The following is a 17,390-nucleotide window of genomic DNA, read 5'->3' on the forward strand; positions in this document are numbered from 1 at the left end:
GGAAAGCTCTCCGAACATAGGAGATGCACATGTAAGTTCTGCAAAGGCAAAGCACAGTATAAGTTATTTCATTTATGGTAAATCGAAAGGGGGAAAAGAGGAGAGGGGGGTGTGATGATGGGATGTGACGTGACACATTTGAAGGGCAGTAAAATAAAAAACGAGAATGACCGTTTCCAAAGAATAGGTCATTCTCGTTTTGCTTTATGGACAGGAAAGGACAGCACGCTTTTTTTATAAGAGTATCTCGCATGCCTAGCCGACATTCTTTCTTTTCAGGCGCTGGCACTGTTCTTTATTGAAAATAATTCATGATAGTGTTTTTGTTAAATGGAAGGCTTTCATAAGACGTATGAATACTAAATGAGATGCGGTCATTTGTCAGGCTGAATTGTTCTGCTTTCACTTCGATATTTTGGGAATTGCTGATTTCTGTAACGGCTACATAAATGTCTTCGCGGTCGGGATTGACCTCAATCCACTCCGGCATTTCATAGTTTTTCTTAATATAATTTAATACTTGGCGGTTAGGAAGCTGCAGCTGTCCAAGACTAATAGATTCTTGTTTTAACACTAAATCTCCATTTTCTTGCACGAGTGGTTTTAGCACGACGGTTGCCGGAATCTGCTGGCCGAATGCTCGAATCGAACCACTCAAGTGTACGCCATCATCGAGTTCTATAGAGTAAGGAGCCCGTTGCCCATCATAAAATTCATTAATATACCGGTTAATCAGCTGATTTAAATTGTTTTTGTCTGTTACAATCGAAAACTCGACATCGGTTGCTTCGGACTGGTTACGCGGCAAAAATATCGGTTCATCCGGGTCAGCATTAAACTGCATATATAACCAAAACATAACGACGATATTTACCGCAAGCAAGAGGAAAAAGGATATTTTCCATCTATTCATTCGTTTTAAGCGGGTAATCATTGTGTGTCTTCACCTTCTGCTGGGAGTACTTCTGGTTTAATATATTCAAATACGCGCTTGGCTATTTCTACATATCCTTTGCTGCTTGGATGAAAGTTGTCCTCGGCAAAGTAACTCTCGTCCGCTGATTGAAACACATCATCAAGCGGAATGAATGCAGCTTGTTCATCTTCTGCTGTGATGTCATTTCCAATCTCATTCCAGTCTTTTACAATTTGATTTAATTCGGGGATGTGGTCAAAGTACAGATGAAATGGATTGAACAGGCCGACAAGATAGACAGAGGCATCTTCATTTTTGGCACGAATCGTTTCAAACACTTCTTCCAGACGGTTTTCGTAGTCAGCGGAAGCATCGGCAAATACGTCATATGTGAGATTCTGGAGGTTGGAGCGAAAAATGTGCATGATGTCATTTGCACCAATAGTGATGAGAATTACGTCTGCATTTTTAATGGATGTACTTATCTCCGGTTCCTGCATACGCTGAACAAGCTGATCCGTCCGGTTACCGCGTTTGCCGTAATTTTCAATGGTAAAGTTTACAGGCGGAACGCTGCTGCTGCTGATTATTCTTTCTAAAATACCAATATATCCTTCATTGTTCGTAGCATCACCGACACCTTGTGTAAGGGAATCACCGATGGCTACCATATTGACACTAGTGTCAATGTGTTCAGACCGATGTTCTTGCACCATTTCTGCAACGGCTGTCTGGACATGGTTTTCAATCATGGAAGATTGGGAAACAGAAGCAGTCTCAACCGCCTCTTTCGCATGGTACTCGTCCATAGGAGTATGTTTTTTGGGATGGTCCAAAGGCTGGGACACGCTGCTGAAAGGACGGGAGCTGTCTTCCCCTGCTGCAGACGTCATATTGTTTACCGCCCATGCTCCTAAAATGCACAATAAAAACAGTATGAAGCTGTATAACCATAATTTATTTTTTTTCATTGTTTATCACCATCATATTCTCCTACATCCCATCCGTTATCTAATGATATGATAATTTTTATTTTAACAGAATGTAGAATAGTAGTTTAAGGAATTCGATAGACATGAAGGAATTAGGAGCTTTGCATCACGACACGAAGGCCGATAAATGTATCAGTGTGTCCGCAAATGTTTAATAGAGGGACAATATGAAGTTTTGACCAAGCGGAAGCAGGCTATACCTTACATAAAAGGAGAAAAAGGAATGCAGAAGAGCAACGTCATGCACAGAAGATGCGGCGTTGCTTATTTTTGTCCTGACGCAGCACAGGCAGATCATTGTGTTATCAATCCTTTGGAGAGAAGCCGTATACGTTGCAGCGAGGCAGTTTGCAGGCTCTCAGGACGGAGATTTTTCTCCTTAGCCCGAGCTTCTTTTTTCAGGGTGCTGGCCGCTTTTCTTATAGAGTAAGAAAGTATAAAAGTTCGGCGTTGTCAACAGGAGATACTTCCACAGGATATGGTGACTTCAACGCCCGCCACAGGACGTGCTTCCATAGGATATGGTGACTTCTACGTTGCACACAGGACGTGTGCGTTCTTAGTAGAAGAACCTTACCGAAGAACCTTACCGAAGAACCTTACCAAAGTTCCTTCACCGTAGCCGAACGTCTCCCTTGCAAGGTACTTACGCTTTTCTTTGTAAAAAATTTTTTACGAAAGGGTGAAAAATTTTACGGTGCAGATTACTGTTTGCACAGTTAAAATAATATGAAACGTATCGATAAGGTGCAAACGCTTGAATATGGCAATGACTGCAAAGGATGGCATAAAAATTGCAAATTATCAAGGGTACTTCATGCCTTTGTTTATCGACTGGAATTGTCAAAATCATCTAAAAAGGGGGAAGCAGCATGGAAGCGAAAAAAGAGAAAGTACATACAGAACAGGCGTCAAAGCAAGCACCGGAAAAATCGAAGTGGAAAATGCCCCACGTTTACGTCATTTTAGTGTCGCTGCTCCTTTTTGCGTATGTCTTAACCCTTGTCGTGCCAAAAGGGGAGTTTGAAAGAGAGCAGACTCCAGATGGTGTGTCCATGATTGTTCCAGAATCGTTTCAGTTGACGGATGCACCTAATCTCAGCTTTTTTGATTTGATTTTTGCTATACCCACTGGAATGGTACAAGCAGGAGACCTTATCTTTGGGGGAATGATGATTGGCGGGTTGTTTGCTGTTATCGAACGTACAGGAATTCTAGGCATCGTTATCCAATATATTGCCAGCTTGTTTCGTTCAAAACGTATTTGGGTGATACCGGCCCTGATGGTGCCAATGGCAGTTTTTACAACCATCACTGGTGCCTTTGAAATGGCATTAGTATATATTCCCATTGTTATACCGTTAGTTGTCAAACTTGGTTATGACCGATTTACTGCATTTGCCATGGTGACCATTGGCTGCGGGGCCGGACTTTCCGTCGCTCTGACAGCACCAGCGACTGTAGGAGTAGCTCAGGATATTGCGGAGGTGCCGCTTTATTCCGGAATCGGCCTGCGCATCATCATTCTGGCAATCGTTTTACTTATTGGCATAGGCTATGTGGTGCGTTATGCGAAAAAAATAGAACGCGATCCATCAACAAGCTATGTGTACGGAGATGGCTTTGATGCCGAGTATATGCAACAACACTCCACGGATAACGAGCAGATGAACGGCAGGCAAATGGCTGGAATCATTTTCTTGTTTATCGGAATGGCTGTGATGGTGTACGGTCTTTTGAACTGGCAATGGTACTTTATTGAAATCGGTGGATGGTATGCGTTTATGGGCATGGCGCTTGGGCTGATTTGTGGATTGAGCCCAAGCCAAATAGCGGAAACATTTAATGAAGGTTTTAAACGATTTGTCATTGCCATTGTCGTTATCGGTCTGGCTCGGGCCATTTCCGTTATCTTAGAGGAAGGTCACATTCTTGATACAGTGATTTACGGTTCGAGTCAATTAGTCAGCATCGTTCCAACAGAAATTACCGCAGTCATGATGTTTGTAGTGCAAGCGCTCTTTAATTTCTTAGTTGGTTCAGGCAGCGGCCAGGCGTTAATTACGATGCCAATTATGGCAGGTTTATCTGACTTGCTTGGTGTGACCCGTCAGACAACGGTACTTGCTTTCCAATTTGGAGATGGGTTTACGAATTTGATTTATCCAGTAGGCTTAATTATGGCATTTTTGGCATTAGCCCGCATTTCCTATATAAAATGGCTTAAGTTTATGATGCCGCTTATAGGGATATGGTTTGTTATATCTATTGTATCGCTTATTACCGCCCAATCTATTGGATGGTAATTCTTTGAAACTGAGGCTGTCTTAACAGGCAGCCTCCTTTTTTATTTCTGCATGAGCCAGCACCTTTTAGGAAGTTTTTACCTGATGAAAGAAACCATCAAGGCATTTTTTTCGTATAAAATGATAAGTATTTGTGTCAAAAGCATGTAACAAGTGGAAAACATTACCGTCTATTTAGACTAGAGAACTAGATGGAAGAGGAGGAAAGTACATGAAAAAGTCTGTGTGGATGCTTGCATGCAGCGCAGTACTGGCTTTATCTGCTTGCGGACCAAATGAACAGCTGCAGGAAGAACAAGCACAAAACAATAACACACCAAAAGAATCACAAGAAGAAATAGAAAAGACGGATAAGCATGATACCCCTCCCGTTGTGAATGAAGTCATTGCATTGGGATATGAAAAAATGAACGAATTCTACAAGCAAGGCTGGCAGCGTGCGGACTTTAATATTGTCGAAGCCAAAGAAGTGATCGATGCTTTTATTCCAGAGACGAAAGAGGCAGTAGAGCATGCGGAAAAACCACACGTAAAACGAGACTTACAAGATGTTCATGATCGTTTAACTACTTTTTCGAAACAGTTAGAAGAAAATATGAAAATGGCTGGGCTGGAAAGAGATGATCATTTTGCTGGCTTGTATCGTTTGTACCGTGATCTGAATTATTACATAAGAGGCAGTGCTGACACTGAACCTGCAAACAGCAGTAACACCGCACATGTACATATGAAAAAAGCGTTAGAAAACGGAGAAGTGGCACGAGATGTAAGAGACGCTTTTAACTTGCTTCCTCGGGACATACAAGAATATTTAAAAAACGACAGCGTCCATACACTTCGTATGTTTGTAGAGAGTGATGGTTTCCGCAAAGCATTGATCGATATGGAGAAACAACAAGATGTCCTGAAGAAACAAGATGTTGCCAGTTTGATAGGAGCAATAGAAGACAATCAAACATCAAAAGAAGACACCATTTAAGAACGGTTGGATTTTCGGATGCAAAAGCAGCACCAGTCTTTCGATGCCAAAAGCTGAACCTTGCTTCACCAGGTTCGGCTTTTTTTAATAAGCAGGAAAGTATAAAAGTTTGGCGTTTTCACAGTCCAGCGCAAGCGCCCAGACTCTCCAGCGCAAACGACGTGGCAGTTTGAGCTGAACCTTCCCCTTTCAAGGTGCTTGTGCTGTTCTTTGTGAATGTGCAACCATACCATGGTTCATTAAAAAGAGACGTTTGTTTTTTTATAAATGCCGATTATCCAATTTGAAAATGGAAAGGACATGTACTCATGCAAGACTTATGGTGTGTACATATGAATGAAGTAAAGAGAGGAGGTGGAAAAATGTCAAACCAGGAAAGGTTGAAAAGGCAGATAGATGAGATGTTGGAAGTGCAGAACGCAAGACAAAGAAGAGGCCGCAGACACGGGAGGAAAGATGACTGCCGGAACCTTTGTGACCGCTTTGCTGCTATTTTACATGCAGAACCTGATGAAACAAATGGTGTTTGTGTGGCTGCTCGCACAAGAGACCTTGAAGCCAGCATCATGGGACGTGAAACGAATTCACCGCTTGTATTTCCACAGTTCTTCTCGTTTGAGGGAATGGATAACAACGGAAATGCCCTCAATTTGGGGGAAACCGTTATTTTACAGCACGAAATCAATCCATTTGTTGAAAGATTAGTAAAACAAAATATCCAAGTAACGGCTATTCACAATCATTGGTTGTTCGACGACCCGCGCCTAATGTATATTCATTTTCAATCAGTGGAGCCGCCATTAGAGTTCGCAAAAAAAACAGCCGCTGCCTTAAGCGTGTTAAAAGACGATAAATAAAAAAACACAGGTTTTTGTCAAAAGGTTGATGGAATCATATTAAACATTATTTAATTTATATGAAGCGATGGGACCGAACCAAAACAGGTTCGGTTTTTTCTTTGGCTTCTTTCGGGTACACTGCAAGTAGAGTTGTTATTACGCGGAAAGGGTGGATAGAGATGGCGAATCATCTGCAATACGAAAAGTCGCCGTATTTGCTTCAGCATAAAAATAATCCGGTCGATTGGTATCCATGGGGAAAAGAAGCATTTGATAAAGCGAAAAAAGAGGACAAACCGGTGATGGTCAGCATCGGCTATTCTACTTGCCATTGGTGCCACGTGATGGAAAAAGAAAGCTTTGAAGATGAAGAAGTAGCAGAGCTAATCAATGAACGTTTTGTCGCCGTGAAAGTGGACCGCGAAGAACGCCCCGATATTGATTCCATTTATATGCTTGCTCTTCAAGCCATGACAGGCCACGGCGGCTGGCCGTTAAATGTGTTTGTGACCCCTGACCAAAAGCCTTTCTATGCGGGAACGTATTTTCCAAAGCACAGTATGCACGGGATGCCGGGATTGGTAGATGTGATTACGCAACTGTATGATAAATATAGAGAAGACCCAGAGAAAGTGCAAGAAGTAGGCAATAAAATGGTAGAAGTGCTGACGCCGCGTGCTGGCGAGGAGACAGAATTAACCGAAAACGTGTTGAAAAAAGGCGTGGAAGAGCTGCGCAGCAATTTTGATATCCATTACGGTGGATTTGGCAGTGCTCCAAAGTTTCCATCTCCGCACAACCTGTTATATCTGTTCCGTTATTATCGTTACGCTGGCGATGAAATGGCGTTGAAAATGGCGCTGAAAACACTTGAAGGAATGGCGGATGGCGGCATGCATGACCACATTGGGTTCGGTTTTGCAAGGTATTCTGTAGATGCAAAGTGGCTCGTTCCCCATTTTGAAAAAATGCTGTACGACAATGCCTTGTTGACGATGGCTTATACAGAAGCGTATCAATTGACGGGGGAGCAGCGATTTCGTGAAACAGCTGAAAATATTCTGACGTATGCGTTACGTGATATGCAAGCGGACAACGGTGCTTTTTACTCAGGAGAGGATGCGGACTCGGAAGGTGAGGAAGGGAAGTTTTACGTATGGACCCCAGATGAAGTGAAAGAGGTGCTTGGAGAAGAGGAAGGCGAATTGTTTTGCCGTGTCTATGACATTGCAGAAACAGGAAACTTTGAAGGAAAAAGCATTCCCAACCTCATTCGCCAGTCTCCGCAAGCGTTTGCCGCACAACATCAATTGGACCCAGAAAACGTAAAAGAGCGGTTAGAAGCCTCGCGTCAACGATTATTTGAACATCGTGAAAAACGAGTGCATCCACATAAAGATGATAAAATCCTAACGTCGTGGAATGCCTTAATGGTTGCGGCACTTGCGAAAGCGGGCCGGGTGTTTCAACAAGAGCGTTATCTGAAAGAAGCCGAACGAGCCTTTCAGTTTATTGAATCAAAGCTGACAGAAGGCGGTCGTTTAATGGTTCGTTACCGTGAAGGGGAAGTGAAATATAAAGGGTTTGTGGAGGATTATGCCAATGTGCTTTGGGCCGCATTAGAGCTGTATGAAAGCTCGCTTGATCTTGTTTATGTGAAAAAGGCGAAGCACTATGGCGATCAGTTAATTCATTTGTTTTGGGATGCGGAAAATGGAGGATTTTTCTTTTACGGCCATGATGCTGAACAGCTTCTCGTTCGTCCGAAAGAAACATTTGACGGGGCGATGCCTTCTGGAAACAGTGTAGCAGCGGTACAGCTGCTCCGCCTTGCACGTTTCACCGGTGAACACCGCTACGAAGAAAAAACACGTCAGGCTCTGGCCGCATTTGCGAAAGAATTAAAGCAATATCCGAGCGGACACATGTACTTTCTGCAGAGTTACCTGCTTCTGCACAGCCATATGAAAGAAGTCATTGTGTTAACGAATGACAATGATGAAAAAGCAAATGTCATGACAGAACAGCTTACGCAGGAGTTTTATCCAGAAGTCACGTACTTAATAAGTGACAAGCCGGAACACTTTCAAGAGGTTGCTCCTTTTGCAGCTAGTTATGAGAAAAAAGAAGGAAAAACGACTATATTTGTTTGTGAAAATTTTGCCTGTCATCAGCCGGTTACAGAAACAGATGATGCCTTAGCAATGCTTGATGATTAAAATGGTATAAGAAAAGGAGGCACAAGAAATGAAACAAAAAGTTGTGGCGTACGGGCGTGTGCAGGAGGCTGCACAACGCCGGCTCGGCGAAACATATGAAGTGACACATTTTCCGCACGGCGTACCGCTTTCAGACCCGGCATTGCAAGCGGCATTAACGGAAGCATCTGCGTTTATTGGCGGGGAGTTTGACGTTGGAAAAGAACTGCTGGATCTTGCCCCTGATCTAAAAGTTGTCAGTAACGTCTCTGTCGGCTATGACAACCTTGATATTGATGAATTAACGAAACGCGGGATTGCTGCGACAAACACGCCGGATGTGTTAAATGATACAACCGCTGACGCTATTTTTGGGCTGCTTTTAGCAGCAGCACGCCGGATTCCGGAGCTAAATAACTATGTCAAAGGCGGAGGCTGGCAAGGGCTTCTTCCAGACAGTAAATTTGGGGTAGACGTTCATCACAAGACGCTGGGGATTATCGGCATGGGCCGAATTGGAGAGGCCATTGCAAAGCGGGCGCATTTTGGATTTGACATGAAGATATTGTATCATAATCGATCGAAAAAGCCAGAACTTGAAAAGACGTACAACGCGTCGCATCGTTCTCTTAATCATTTGTTGGAAGAAGCTGATTTTGTCTGTTTGATGACACCATTAACGGAGGAAACCTATCATTTGATGGGGAAGCCTCAATTTGAGCGAATGCAGAAACACGCGGTGTTTGTTAATGGATCACGCGGCCAGACGGTAGATGAAGCAGCATTAGTAGATGCATTAAATAACGGAGAAATACGCGCTGCAGGGCTTGATGTCTTTCAGGAAGAACCTGTGTCGGTAAGCCATCCATTATTACAGATGGATCAAGTGGTCGCTACGCCGCACATTGGTTCGGCGACAAAAGAAACCGAAGAGGCCATGTCTATGGTGGCAGCCAAAAACGTGGATGCAGTCCTGCAAGGTAGCCGCCCGCCTAATCTAATAAACCATGATGTGGAGTTATCATAAAAGAAGAATTTGCCTCACGAGGTTGGGATGGTTTTATTTTTGATGAATATCAGCTGAAATACACGTCTATTTCTGCAGGAACAGCGAAATAAAGGACCTTCTTCTAAAACTGCACACGTCCTGTGCCGGGCGTAGAAGCTGCCGCATCCTGTGGAAGTAAAGCCGCGCAGAGATTTTTACTTACGATAAAGCACAAGTGCTGCCCGTGGAAAGAGCAGAGTATTTCAGCTGTGAAACATCGTTTGGGACCGCTTGTTTTGGAGTATTTTCGCTAATCACCGTGCCTGCGATTGGCTTTTTCTGCATATCGATACGCATCCACAACGCCGTATATCCAAACTAAGGGGAAAGTTATAAAACCAATCAAGACCGAAAGTAATAAATAGTTCAACAGCTGGATAATGGTTAATGCCATGCCTTTGCCAATTTGTCCATTATAGATTTGGCCAAGGCCAGACCACAAGGCACTAAGTACAGCTGCTACACCGGGATGCCGCTTAGGGTGCATCGTCGTCTCCTCCTTTCTTTTTGGCCATAAAAAAACAGAACGATCGAGATTCAACATATGCAGTGAATCCCAAAGCGTTCTGTGTGTTTCCCCAAAAAGAGAGGAATTGGACGATAAGGAAGCAAATATTATGTTTGCTTCACGCCAAGTGGAATGGTCCAGCCGAGCACGTCGTCTTTTTTACCAGTTTGAATGCCGGAGATTGTTTCATAAAGGTCCAGTGATACGTCTCCTGTTTCATTGTTATTAATAACGAGTTCTTCCTCTTTCCACTTTAACGTGCCTACCGGAGATATGACCGCAGCCGTTCCTGTTCCGAATACTTCTTCTAATGTACCATCTTTTTGAGCGTTGTATACTTCTTCGATGGAAATACGGCGTTCATTCACGGTATAGCCCCAGTAACGAAGCAGTTCAATGACAGAGTTACGGGTAATTCCGCTTAAAATGCTTCCATTTAGCGCTGGTGTCACAATCTCACCATCAATTTTGAAGAAGATATTCATGCTGCCGACTTCTTCTACGTATTTTTTCTCAAGGGCATCCAGCCAGAGCACTTGGTCATAGCCGAGCTCTGCTGCTTTTGTTTGTGCTTTTAAGCTGGCTGCGTAGTTGCCGGATGTTTTCGTAAAACCAACGCCGCCTTTCACGGAACGAACAAATTCATCCTCTACGTATATTTTTACCGGACTCATGTGATCAGAATTGGAGTAGTATGCGCCGACAGGTGTCATGATAATCATCAACTTGTACTGAGAAGCGGGTCTTACGCTCAGTCCAGCTTCCGTTGAAATGATGAATGGACGAATATACAAAGACTGCCCGTCTTTGGTTGGAATCCAGTCGTGGTCAATATCAACCAATTGTTTCAGCGCATCGACCATGAAATCAACGTCAACTGCTGGTATGTTCATGCGTTCATTGGATTTGTTTAAGCGCTCGAAATTTTTCTCTGGACGAAACAGCAATACATCGTCACCAGAGTGGTACGCTTTCAACCCTTCAAATACGGACTGCCCATAATGAAACACCATGGATGAAGGATCCATCAACAGTGGTTCATACGGTGTAATTCGTGGATCATACCAACCTTTTTCTGTGCTGTAATCCATTACAAACATATGGTCAGTAAAATGTTTGCCGAAGCTCAATTCATTATAATCAGGTTTAGCTTTTCGGGTTTCTGCCTGATAGATGGTGACTTGTTGATCCATTCTATATCCCTCTTTCTGATAAACTGAAAAAGTTTCTTCTCTCTAGTTTACTCCAAATGCGCATAATTTTCAGTATTTCTCTTATAGAAAAAATTAGAAACCATGTTATGTAGGGTGTGATACTTAGGCAAAATTTACGCAGAAATAGGGACGAGGCGAACATAATAATGAATCAAACGTTTGATTAACTTTTCCATTAGCATGCCACTTTTCCTGTTGCTGCTAACATATAGGGATCATCTATTTTCCATGCAGGACTGCGTATTTCATACGACAGCAAAAATGTTCACAGTGATGGTTTAACACTCGGAACGCATTGATTCAGTGTATAAGCTAAGGCGTTGAGGTCATCATCGGTGGTATCGATGCCAAAACTAATGCGAAATAACCCATGTGCTTCTTCTGCAGTAAGTCCCATAGCGAGCAAACTTTTAGGCGGATCGGTGTAAGAGGCCTTGCAAGCACTCCCTGCTGAAATGGCAATACCTTGCCGGTTACAATGAAGCATTACCCATTGACCTTCATATCCATGCAAGCGGAGGGAGAGATGATGAGGAAGCCGTTTGTTTTTGTCACCAATTAACACAGCGTGGTCATTGTTGATGTGCTCTAATAGCCAGTGCTGCATATTTCTCCACTTTGCATACAGTTGATCTTGCTGTTGATGCATATGGAAAGCAGCTGTCGCAAAGGCAGCGATACCGGCTGTATCCAGCGTGCCTGGTTTGAATCCTTGTTGATGTACAACACGTGGATAGATGCTTTGCCAGCTTACATGAGGAGCAATATAACATGCCCCTGTATTTTTAGGGCCATTGATTTTATGAGCACTCATCGATAGAGCGCTAAGGCAAGCTTTGTTCACATCAATCGGTATTTTTGCAAATGTTTGGACGGCATCAGTGTGAAAGCAGATACCGTGTTTTGTTACCACCGCACCAATGTCTTCAAGCGGCTGAATAACACCCGTTTCACTAGAGGCGTGGCAGATCGTCACGAGAATCGTATCATCTCGTATATACTCTTCTAAAGATATAACAGACACCTCTCCATTTGGCTTCACATCCGCTTCGTCTACTTCAAACCCTTCTGTTTTCAGCTTCTCTAATGCTTGATAGACCGATGGATGTTCAAGAGGAGAAGTGATAATATGCTTTCCGCGTGCTTGATTTCCATAAGCCAGGCTTAAAATGGCACTAATATTGCTGTCAGAACCCCCGCTGGTGAAAAATATCCCTGAGGCTTCTCCGTTGATGACAGATGCAAGCTCAGCTTGGCAATGGCGAACAAGCTGACGTGCGTAATCTCCATGATCATGTAAGCTTTGTTCGTTTCCATAAAAAGATTCCGCTGTTTGCACATATGCCTCTAGTGCAGGGCGGCTCATGGGTGTTGTTGCACAATGATCCAAATAAATCATTCCGTTCTCCCTCCATCCTCTCGCTCAACATTTCACATATAACTAAAATTTTTTGCCAAGAGTGGTTGCTCTTAGTTTAAAATTGTGTAAATATATATGTCAAGACACATGTAAAGAAAAAGGGGCCGCCGCGCAGTTATGAATGAAAATCATATCAATACAGATATTCTTATTGTAGGAAGCGGAATAGCTGGCATAATTGCTGCTATTAAACTAGCAAAACACAGACAGGTTACCTTGGTTACAAAAGGGAGTCTTACATCAGGCAACTCTCCAAAAGCGCAAGGTGGTATTGCAGCAGCGATTGCTCGAAATGATGATGTGGATTTACATGTAACAGACACGCTAGAAGCTGGAAATGGAGTAAATAATCGCTCCGTCGTTCAAATGATCATTGAGCAGGCTGCTGACGTGATGGATTTTTTGTTTTCATGTGGTGTGGCATTTGACAAACACGCGGATGGAACATTTGCCCTGGCAAAAGAAGGAGCGCACAGCTGTCGTCGCATTTTTCACGCGGGAGGAGATGCAACAGGCTATCATATGATGAAACAGCTAACATCAATTGCAAAAGATCGTGTGGTATGTATAGAGCATTTTCATGCTTATGATTTGTTGATGGATGGAGACGATTGTGTTGGCATCCGCGGCAAGGATGAAAAAGGACGTGCATGGACGATGACAGCAAATGCGACCATTCTTGCCACAGGCGGCTGCGGGCAGTTGTACTCGGTCACATCCAACGCGAAAGAAGCAGCCGGAGATGGATTGGCGATGGCATATCGGGCGGGTGTGACGCTTACGGATATGGAATTTATTCAATTTCATCCGACCATGCTGTATGTTCACGGACGCGGAGCCGGGCTTTTATCTGAAGCGATTCGCGGGGAAGGCGGTGTGCTGGTTGATCACAAGGAACATCCTATTATGGAAGGCAAACATCCTCTGAAAGATTTAGCACCGCGTGCCGTTGTTGCCAAAGCGGTTCATGACGTCATCGATGCAGGCGGTGATGTCTTTTTATCGATTCGTCCAATTTCACAGTTTCATAGAAAGTTCCCTTCCATTGCAAAACGACTCCATGCTGAAAAGGTGGACGTGTCACGCGGATTAGTGCCGGTTCGGCCGGGGGCGCATTTTCTTATGGGCGGCATTGCCGTGAATGCGTATGGTCAAACGAGTAAAAATGGTTTATTTGCGATTGGGGAAACAGCTTGTACGGGCATGCACGGGGCGAATCGACTTGCGAGTAATTCTTTATTGGAAGGAGCAGCTTCTGCTCTTTTATTGTCCGAGCACTTGCTGGAGACGCCTGTCTCACTGCAAGCGAACAAACAAGCGCCGGGATGGCCGGCTGAAAAAGGAGCAAACGAATGGCCGTCATTGTCGTGTGTGCAAAAACAGATGGATGACTATGCTGGAATTGTCAAAGATCCAGATGCACTGCGTACTATGAAGACGTGGCTGGCTCGCTATGAAGATGACTTGTTTGCCCCGGCTGGAAAAGACATAGGCAGCAAAGCGCTTCAAGTAAAAAATTTGTTAGCAGCTGCTTGGATGGTAACCAATGCCGCACTCATGCGTACAGAATCACGCGGGGCTCACCTGCGTACAGATATTACAGATGAGTCTCCGGCTTGGCGGGACTATTCTCTTTACTATGAGCATAAGCAAGCGATTCCTGTGAAAAAGAAAAAAGCAGAAAGGACAGCGTTGCATGAATACCATACAACTTAAACAGATGTTAGAGCGGTTTTTTATGGAGGATATCGGAACAGGCGATGTCACGACAAAGGCGATTTTTTCCGAAGAGGATACAGCAAAGGGACAGCTTATAGCAAAGGCAGATGGGGTTTTTGCTGGAGTGGATGTACTGAAAGAAGGTTTTTCTCTGTTAGATCAACGCATTGAAACTTTGGTATATAAACGAGACGGAGAAACAGTGAACGCAGGGGAAGTGGTGGCTGGCATCCAGGGTCCAACCACAGCGATTTTGAGTGGAGAAAGAGTTCTGTTAAATATCGTACAGCGAATGAGTGGTATTGCGACGATGACAAAACGCGCTGTAACCACGTTAGCAGATGAATCGATTCGGGTGTGTGACACAAGAAAAACGATGCCAGGACTTCGGATGCTGGACAAATATGCGGTTGCTTGCGGCGGAGGAAGCAATCATCGTTTTGGTCTCTATGACGCCGCTATGATTAAAGACAACCACATTGCCGCAGCTGGAAGTTTGGAAAAAGCAGTAGCAAAAGTAAAGAACTATGGCGGGCACATGATAAAAGTCGAAGTAGAAACAACGAACGAACGAGAAGTAAAAGAAGCAGTAGCGGCAAATGCGGATGTCATTATGTTTGATAATTGCACTCCATCACAAGTAAGAGTGCTGCAAGCATTGGTCCCATCATCGATTGTAACAGAAGCATCCGGGGGCATTATGATCGAAGATGTAGCAGGCTACCAAGGAACAGGTGTTGATTATCTCTCTCTTGGCTGCCTGACTCATTCGGTGACAGCGTTAGATCTTAGTTTTCTTATTCAATCGTAACAACCTAAAGAAAGGAAGTGGAAAGCGATGAATGTGTTAGAACGTTTTCAGGTACATACCCTTCCTGAACACATTCGTTCATTAAGCGAGAAACAGATGGAGACGCGTGTGCGTGAAATCAAAGAGGAACTCGGTCTGCGTTTATTTATGCCAGGACATTATTATCAAAAAGATGAAGTGATTCAATTTGCGGATGCTTCAGGAGACTCCTTACAGCTGGCCAAAGTGGCAGCGGCCAATAAAGAAGCGGAATATATTGTGTTTTGTGGTGTGCATTTTATGGCAGAAACAGCAGACATTTTATCAGGGGATCATCAAACTGTACTGCTTCCGGACATGAGAGCTGGCTGTTCGATGGCGGATATGGCTGATATCTCCCAAGTGGAACAAGCATGGGATGTGCTGCAAGAAACTTTTGGAGATACGATGACTCCGCTCACGTATGTCAACAGTACGGCTGCTATTAAAGCGTTTTGCGGGGAAAACGAAGGAGCGACCTTAACGTCATCGAACGCACGGAATATGCTGAAATGGGCTTTTCAACAAAAAGAGCGGATTCTGTTTTTGCCAGATCAGCATCTTGGCCGCAACACGGCGTATGAGTTAGGTATTCCGTTAGAACAAATGGCAGTATGGGACCCGGTCAATGAATATTTAGAAGTCGATGGACACACAGATGATGTGCGTATGATTTTATGGAAAGGACATTGTTCGGTTCATGAAAAATTCACGATGGATAACATTCATCACGTTCGCAGCACGTATGATGATGTTCGTGTTATTGTCCATCCAGAATGTACATTTGATGTTGTTCAAGCGGCTGATGATGCTGGTTCTACCAACAAAATTATTCAAACTATTCAAGAGGCACCAAGCGGAACAACTTGGGCTGTTGGAACAGAGATGAATTTGGTCAACCGGCTGGCACAGGAAGAAACCGATAAGCATGTGTTTTCGCTGAATCCAAACATGTGCCCATGTTTAACGATGAACCGCATTGATCTGCCGCATTTGTTGTGGTCGTTAGAAAGCATTCTTGAAGGGAATCCGCATCACGTGATTGAAGTCGATGAAAAGACTAAGAAAGCGTCACAAAAAGCATTAGAGCGTATGCTGCATCGTTAAAAAGAGAGCATGTTTATCAGTTTCGTTCTCTTAAAAACGGTGTTGACGACAGACCTTGGCACTCCTGTCTTCCTATCGATAAATACACCCCCGCACAACTGAGCAGAGAAAAGGCTGTCTTAAAGGGCCGCACCCTTTTGAGACAGCCTTGTTTCCTCTTACTCGAAGCGACTGCTTTCGGCATGTTTTACTCGAATCGATCCAAAGCTAAAACCGCAAACATCAGCGAGCTTTCCACGCCACAGATTGCCGGTAAATGCTTGTTCTCCGTGAACTTCTAGAATTTTAGCATCGCGAAGGTGAATATACCCGCTTTCATACTCATCTTCATCCGTATGTTTTTGGAATTTGTCTGCTGTTTTTTCAAAGAAGTTCGTCATTTTTTCTTTTAAATCACTGTGGCTCGTCTGCAAATAACGTTGAACCTCATCCAGGTAAGTTACATTACCGATAAGCGTCCCGACAATGGTTGTGCCAGACACGTTTAAGGTGATGTCTATTTCCGCTCCGTTGTCGGCAAGCCGAACGAGATAGTGCAGCAAATGGTCGCTATGTTTGCCGGCATACACGTCTTCTGTCATGTTTTGTTCCCCCTTTCCTGCTGTCTATTCTTTACCGAGCATAAACGTTTTATGAATATTGTCTTCATTTTGCTGTTCATTCAAACATGTGCTTGATTATAATATAATGGGCATACAAGTCTATAAACAGGAGGACGACAATGGCTCAATCAAAACAATCTTCAGCAGATGATGTATGTGAAATCACATGTGTCGATCGTACAAAAGTAGAGCGTGTAAAAGCTGCCATGGAAGATGAGGCCATTGAGCACATGGTCAGCATGTTTAAGGGACTGGCTGATAAAAACAGAATGAAAATTGTACAAGCGCTGGCTTATGAAGGGGAATTGTGTGTCTGTGATACGGCTCATATTATTGAAGCTTCCATTGCATCAACATCTCATCACTTGCGAACATTGCGCAAGCTCGGTTTAGCTAAATACAGAAAAGAAGGCAAACTGGTTTATTACTCGTTAGATGACAGTCATGTCGAAGAAATGGCTAAGCTGGCCACCATCCACCAAAAAGAAATGGCAGACCGCAAAACAGAACAATAATTATAGTTTCAACTGGATGTCATTGGCATATAGGTGTTCGCGCGGCACATCCTTTCAGCTCTGGTTGTCTGCTTTAGCGTCACTGGTGTTGAATGCGGCTCAGTCTCTTGTTTACCTTTGTTAAGGGATGAAAAGGAAAAGAAAACGGTGTATCCCACCAGAAAGACTCGGCGGCAAGCCGAGTCTTTCTAATGTGAC

Annotated in this window: 15 protein-coding genes; 9 read left to right on the forward strand and 6 right to left on the reverse strand. The window is 43.7% G+C overall.

The window, feature by feature from the left end:
* Positions 1-295: 295 nt before the first annotated feature.
* Positions 296-934 carry a YpmS family protein gene (locus BLT18_RS04505; RefSeq protein ID WP_091271634.1) on the reverse strand — a complete coding sequence of 213 codons (639 nt, stop codon included), beginning with the start codon at positions 932-934 and terminating at the stop codon, positions 296-298.
* Positions 931-1,887 (reverse strand): SGNH/GDSL hydrolase family protein, encoded by a 957-nt coding sequence (locus BLT18_RS04510; protein WP_091271636.1) that lies wholly within the window; start codon positions 1,885-1,887, stop codon positions 931-933. The genes BLT18_RS04505 and BLT18_RS04510 overlap by 4 nt, the downstream gene beginning before the upstream one ends.
* A gap of 893 nt (positions 1,888-2,780) precedes the next feature.
* On the opposite strand from BLT18_RS04510, the gene BLT18_RS04515 reads away from it, so the two are divergent.
* The 5 genes from BLT18_RS04515 (at position 2,781) to BLT18_RS04535 (ending at position 9,257) form a co-directional block, all read left to right on the forward strand.
* Positions 2,781-4,214: a YfcC family protein gene (locus BLT18_RS04515; protein WP_091271638.1), complete on the forward strand. Its 1,434-nt coding sequence runs from the start codon at positions 2,781-2,783 to the stop codon at positions 4,212-4,214.
* A gap of 211 nt (positions 4,215-4,425) precedes the next feature.
* Positions 4,426-5,193, forward strand: coding sequence for a hypothetical protein (locus BLT18_RS04520; RefSeq protein WP_091271640.1), 768 nt, complete (start codon positions 4,426-4,428; stop codon positions 5,191-5,193).
* A 362-nt stretch (positions 5,194-5,555) separates the two neighbouring features.
* A complete protein-coding gene (locus BLT18_RS04525) occupies positions 5,556-6,050 on the forward strand; it encodes a DUF1259 domain-containing protein (protein ID WP_245705177.1) in 495 nt (164 codons plus the stop codon).
* Positions 6,051-6,211: 161 nt separating this feature from the next.
* Positions 6,212-8,251: a thioredoxin domain-containing protein gene (locus BLT18_RS04530; RefSeq protein ID WP_091271641.1), complete on the forward strand. Its 2,040-nt coding sequence runs from the start codon at positions 6,212-6,214 to the stop codon at positions 8,249-8,251.
* A gap of 28 nt (positions 8,252-8,279) precedes the next feature.
* Positions 8,280-9,257: a 2-hydroxyacid dehydrogenase gene (locus BLT18_RS04535; RefSeq protein ID WP_091271643.1), complete on the forward strand. Its 978-nt coding sequence runs from the start codon at positions 8,280-8,282 to the stop codon at positions 9,255-9,257.
* 271 nt (positions 9,258-9,528) lie between these two features.
* Here the strand turns inward: BLT18_RS04535 and BLT18_RS04540 are convergent, their stop codons facing one another.
* The 3 genes from BLT18_RS04540 to BLT18_RS04550 form a co-directional block, all read right to left on the reverse strand.
* On the reverse strand, positions 9,529-9,765 hold the full coding sequence (locus BLT18_RS04540) for a hypothetical protein (RefSeq protein ID WP_091271645.1): 237 nt from the start codon (positions 9,763-9,765) through the stop codon (positions 9,529-9,531).
* A gap of 128 nt (positions 9,766-9,893) precedes the next feature.
* Entirely contained in the window at positions 9,894-10,979 is a 1,086-nt protein-coding gene (locus BLT18_RS04545; protein ID WP_091271647.1) for a branched-chain amino acid aminotransferase, read from the reverse strand.
* Between the two features lie 286 nt (positions 10,980-11,265).
* The gene (locus tag BLT18_RS04550) at positions 11,266-12,399 is read right to left on the reverse strand and encodes an IscS subfamily cysteine desulfurase (RefSeq protein WP_091271649.1); all 1,134 of its coding nucleotides are present in this window, start codon (positions 12,397-12,399) and stop codon (positions 11,266-11,268) included.
* Positions 12,400-12,537: 138 nt separating this feature from the next.
* On the opposite strand from BLT18_RS04550, the gene nadB reads away from it, so the two are divergent.
* The 3 genes from nadB to nadA are packed head-to-tail and all read left to right on the forward strand — an operon-like array spanning position 12,538 to position 16,075.
* Complete coding sequence (nadB, locus tag BLT18_RS04555; protein WP_091271650.1) at positions 12,538-14,136, forward strand: L-aspartate oxidase; 1,599 nt, start codon at positions 12,538-12,540, stop codon at positions 14,134-14,136.
* Positions 14,117-14,950 carry a carboxylating nicotinate-nucleotide diphosphorylase gene (gene nadC, locus BLT18_RS04560; protein ID WP_091271652.1) on the forward strand — a complete coding sequence of 278 codons (834 nt, stop codon included), beginning with the start codon at positions 14,117-14,119 and terminating at the stop codon, positions 14,948-14,950. The genes nadB and nadC overlap by 20 nt, the downstream gene beginning before the upstream one ends.
* A 27-nt stretch (positions 14,951-14,977) precedes the next feature.
* Positions 14,978-16,075 carry a quinolinate synthase NadA gene (gene nadA / locus BLT18_RS04565; RefSeq protein WP_091271654.1) on the forward strand — a complete coding sequence of 366 codons (1,098 nt, stop codon included), beginning with the start codon at positions 14,978-14,980 and terminating at the stop codon, positions 16,073-16,075.
* A gap of 158 nt (positions 16,076-16,233) precedes the next feature.
* Here nadA and gvpU read toward each other — a convergent pair whose 3' ends face one another.
* Positions 16,234-16,656 carry a gas vesicle accessory protein GvpU gene (gvpU, locus tag BLT18_RS04570; RefSeq protein ID WP_091271655.1) on the reverse strand — a complete coding sequence of 141 codons (423 nt, stop codon included), beginning with the start codon at positions 16,654-16,656 and terminating at the stop codon, positions 16,234-16,236.
* Positions 16,657-16,796: 140 nt separating this feature from the next.
* Here gvpU and BLT18_RS04575 point away from each other — a divergent pair, with 140 nt between their 5' ends.
* Positions 16,797-17,192 carry an ArsR/SmtB family transcription factor gene (locus BLT18_RS04575; protein WP_091271657.1) on the forward strand — a complete coding sequence of 132 codons (396 nt, stop codon included), beginning with the start codon at positions 16,797-16,799 and terminating at the stop codon, positions 17,190-17,192.
* Positions 17,193-17,390: the final 198 nt, after the last annotated feature.

The organism is Alteribacillus persepolensis, from assembly GCF_900099605.1.
Classification (GTDB): domain Bacteria; phylum Bacillota; class Bacilli; order Bacillales; family Marinococcaceae; genus Alteribacillus; species Alteribacillus persepolensis.

What these genes read in the sequence shown, in the direction of transcription:
- BLT18_RS04540 (WP_091271645.1), bottom strand. Translation starts at nt 9,765, where the DNA reads ATGCACCCTAAGCGGCATCCCGGTGTAGCAGCTGTACTTAGTGCCTTG.
- BLT18_RS04545 (WP_091271647.1), bottom strand. Translation starts at nt 10,979, where the DNA reads ATGGATCAACAAGTCACCATCTATCAGGCAGAAACCCGAAAAGCTAAA.
- nadC (WP_091271652.1), top strand. Translation starts at nt 14,117, where the DNA reads ATGAATACCATACAACTTAAACAGATGTTAGAGCGGTTTTTTATGGAG.
- BLT18_RS04525 (WP_245705177.1), top strand. Translation starts at nt 5,556, where the DNA reads ATGTCAAACCAGGAAAGGTTGAAAAGGCAGATAGATGAGATGTTGGAA.
- BLT18_RS04550 (WP_091271649.1), bottom strand. Translation starts at nt 12,399, where the DNA reads ATGATTTATTTGGATCATTGTGCAACAACACCCATGAGCCGCCCTGCA.
- BLT18_RS04515 (WP_091271638.1), top strand. Translation starts at nt 2,781, where the DNA reads ATGGAAGCGAAAAAAGAGAAAGTACATACAGAACAGGCGTCAAAGCAA.
- gvpU (WP_091271655.1), bottom strand. Translation starts at nt 16,656, where the DNA reads ATGACAGAAGACGTGTATGCCGGCAAACATAGCGACCATTTGCTGCAC.
- nadA (WP_091271654.1), top strand. Translation starts at nt 14,978, where the DNA reads ATGAATGTGTTAGAACGTTTTCAGGTACATACCCTTCCTGAACACATT.
- BLT18_RS04520 (WP_091271640.1), top strand. Translation starts at nt 4,426, where the DNA reads ATGAAAAAGTCTGTGTGGATGCTTGCATGCAGCGCAGTACTGGCTTTA.
- BLT18_RS04505 (WP_091271634.1), bottom strand. Translation starts at nt 934, where the DNA reads ATGATTACCCGCTTAAAACGAATGAATAGATGGAAAATATCCTTTTTC.
- BLT18_RS04575 (WP_091271657.1), top strand. Translation starts at nt 16,797, where the DNA reads ATGGCTCAATCAAAACAATCTTCAGCAGATGATGTATGTGAAATCACA.
- BLT18_RS04535 (WP_091271643.1), top strand. Translation starts at nt 8,280, where the DNA reads ATGAAACAAAAAGTTGTGGCGTACGGGCGTGTGCAGGAGGCTGCACAA.
- nadB (WP_091271650.1), top strand. Translation starts at nt 12,538, where the DNA reads ATGAATGAAAATCATATCAATACAGATATTCTTATTGTAGGAAGCGGA.
- BLT18_RS04510 (WP_091271636.1), bottom strand. Translation starts at nt 1,887, where the DNA reads ATGAAAAAAAATAAATTATGGTTATACAGCTTCATACTGTTTTTATTG.
- BLT18_RS04530 (WP_091271641.1), top strand. Translation starts at nt 6,212, where the DNA reads ATGGCGAATCATCTGCAATACGAAAAGTCGCCGTATTTGCTTCAGCAT.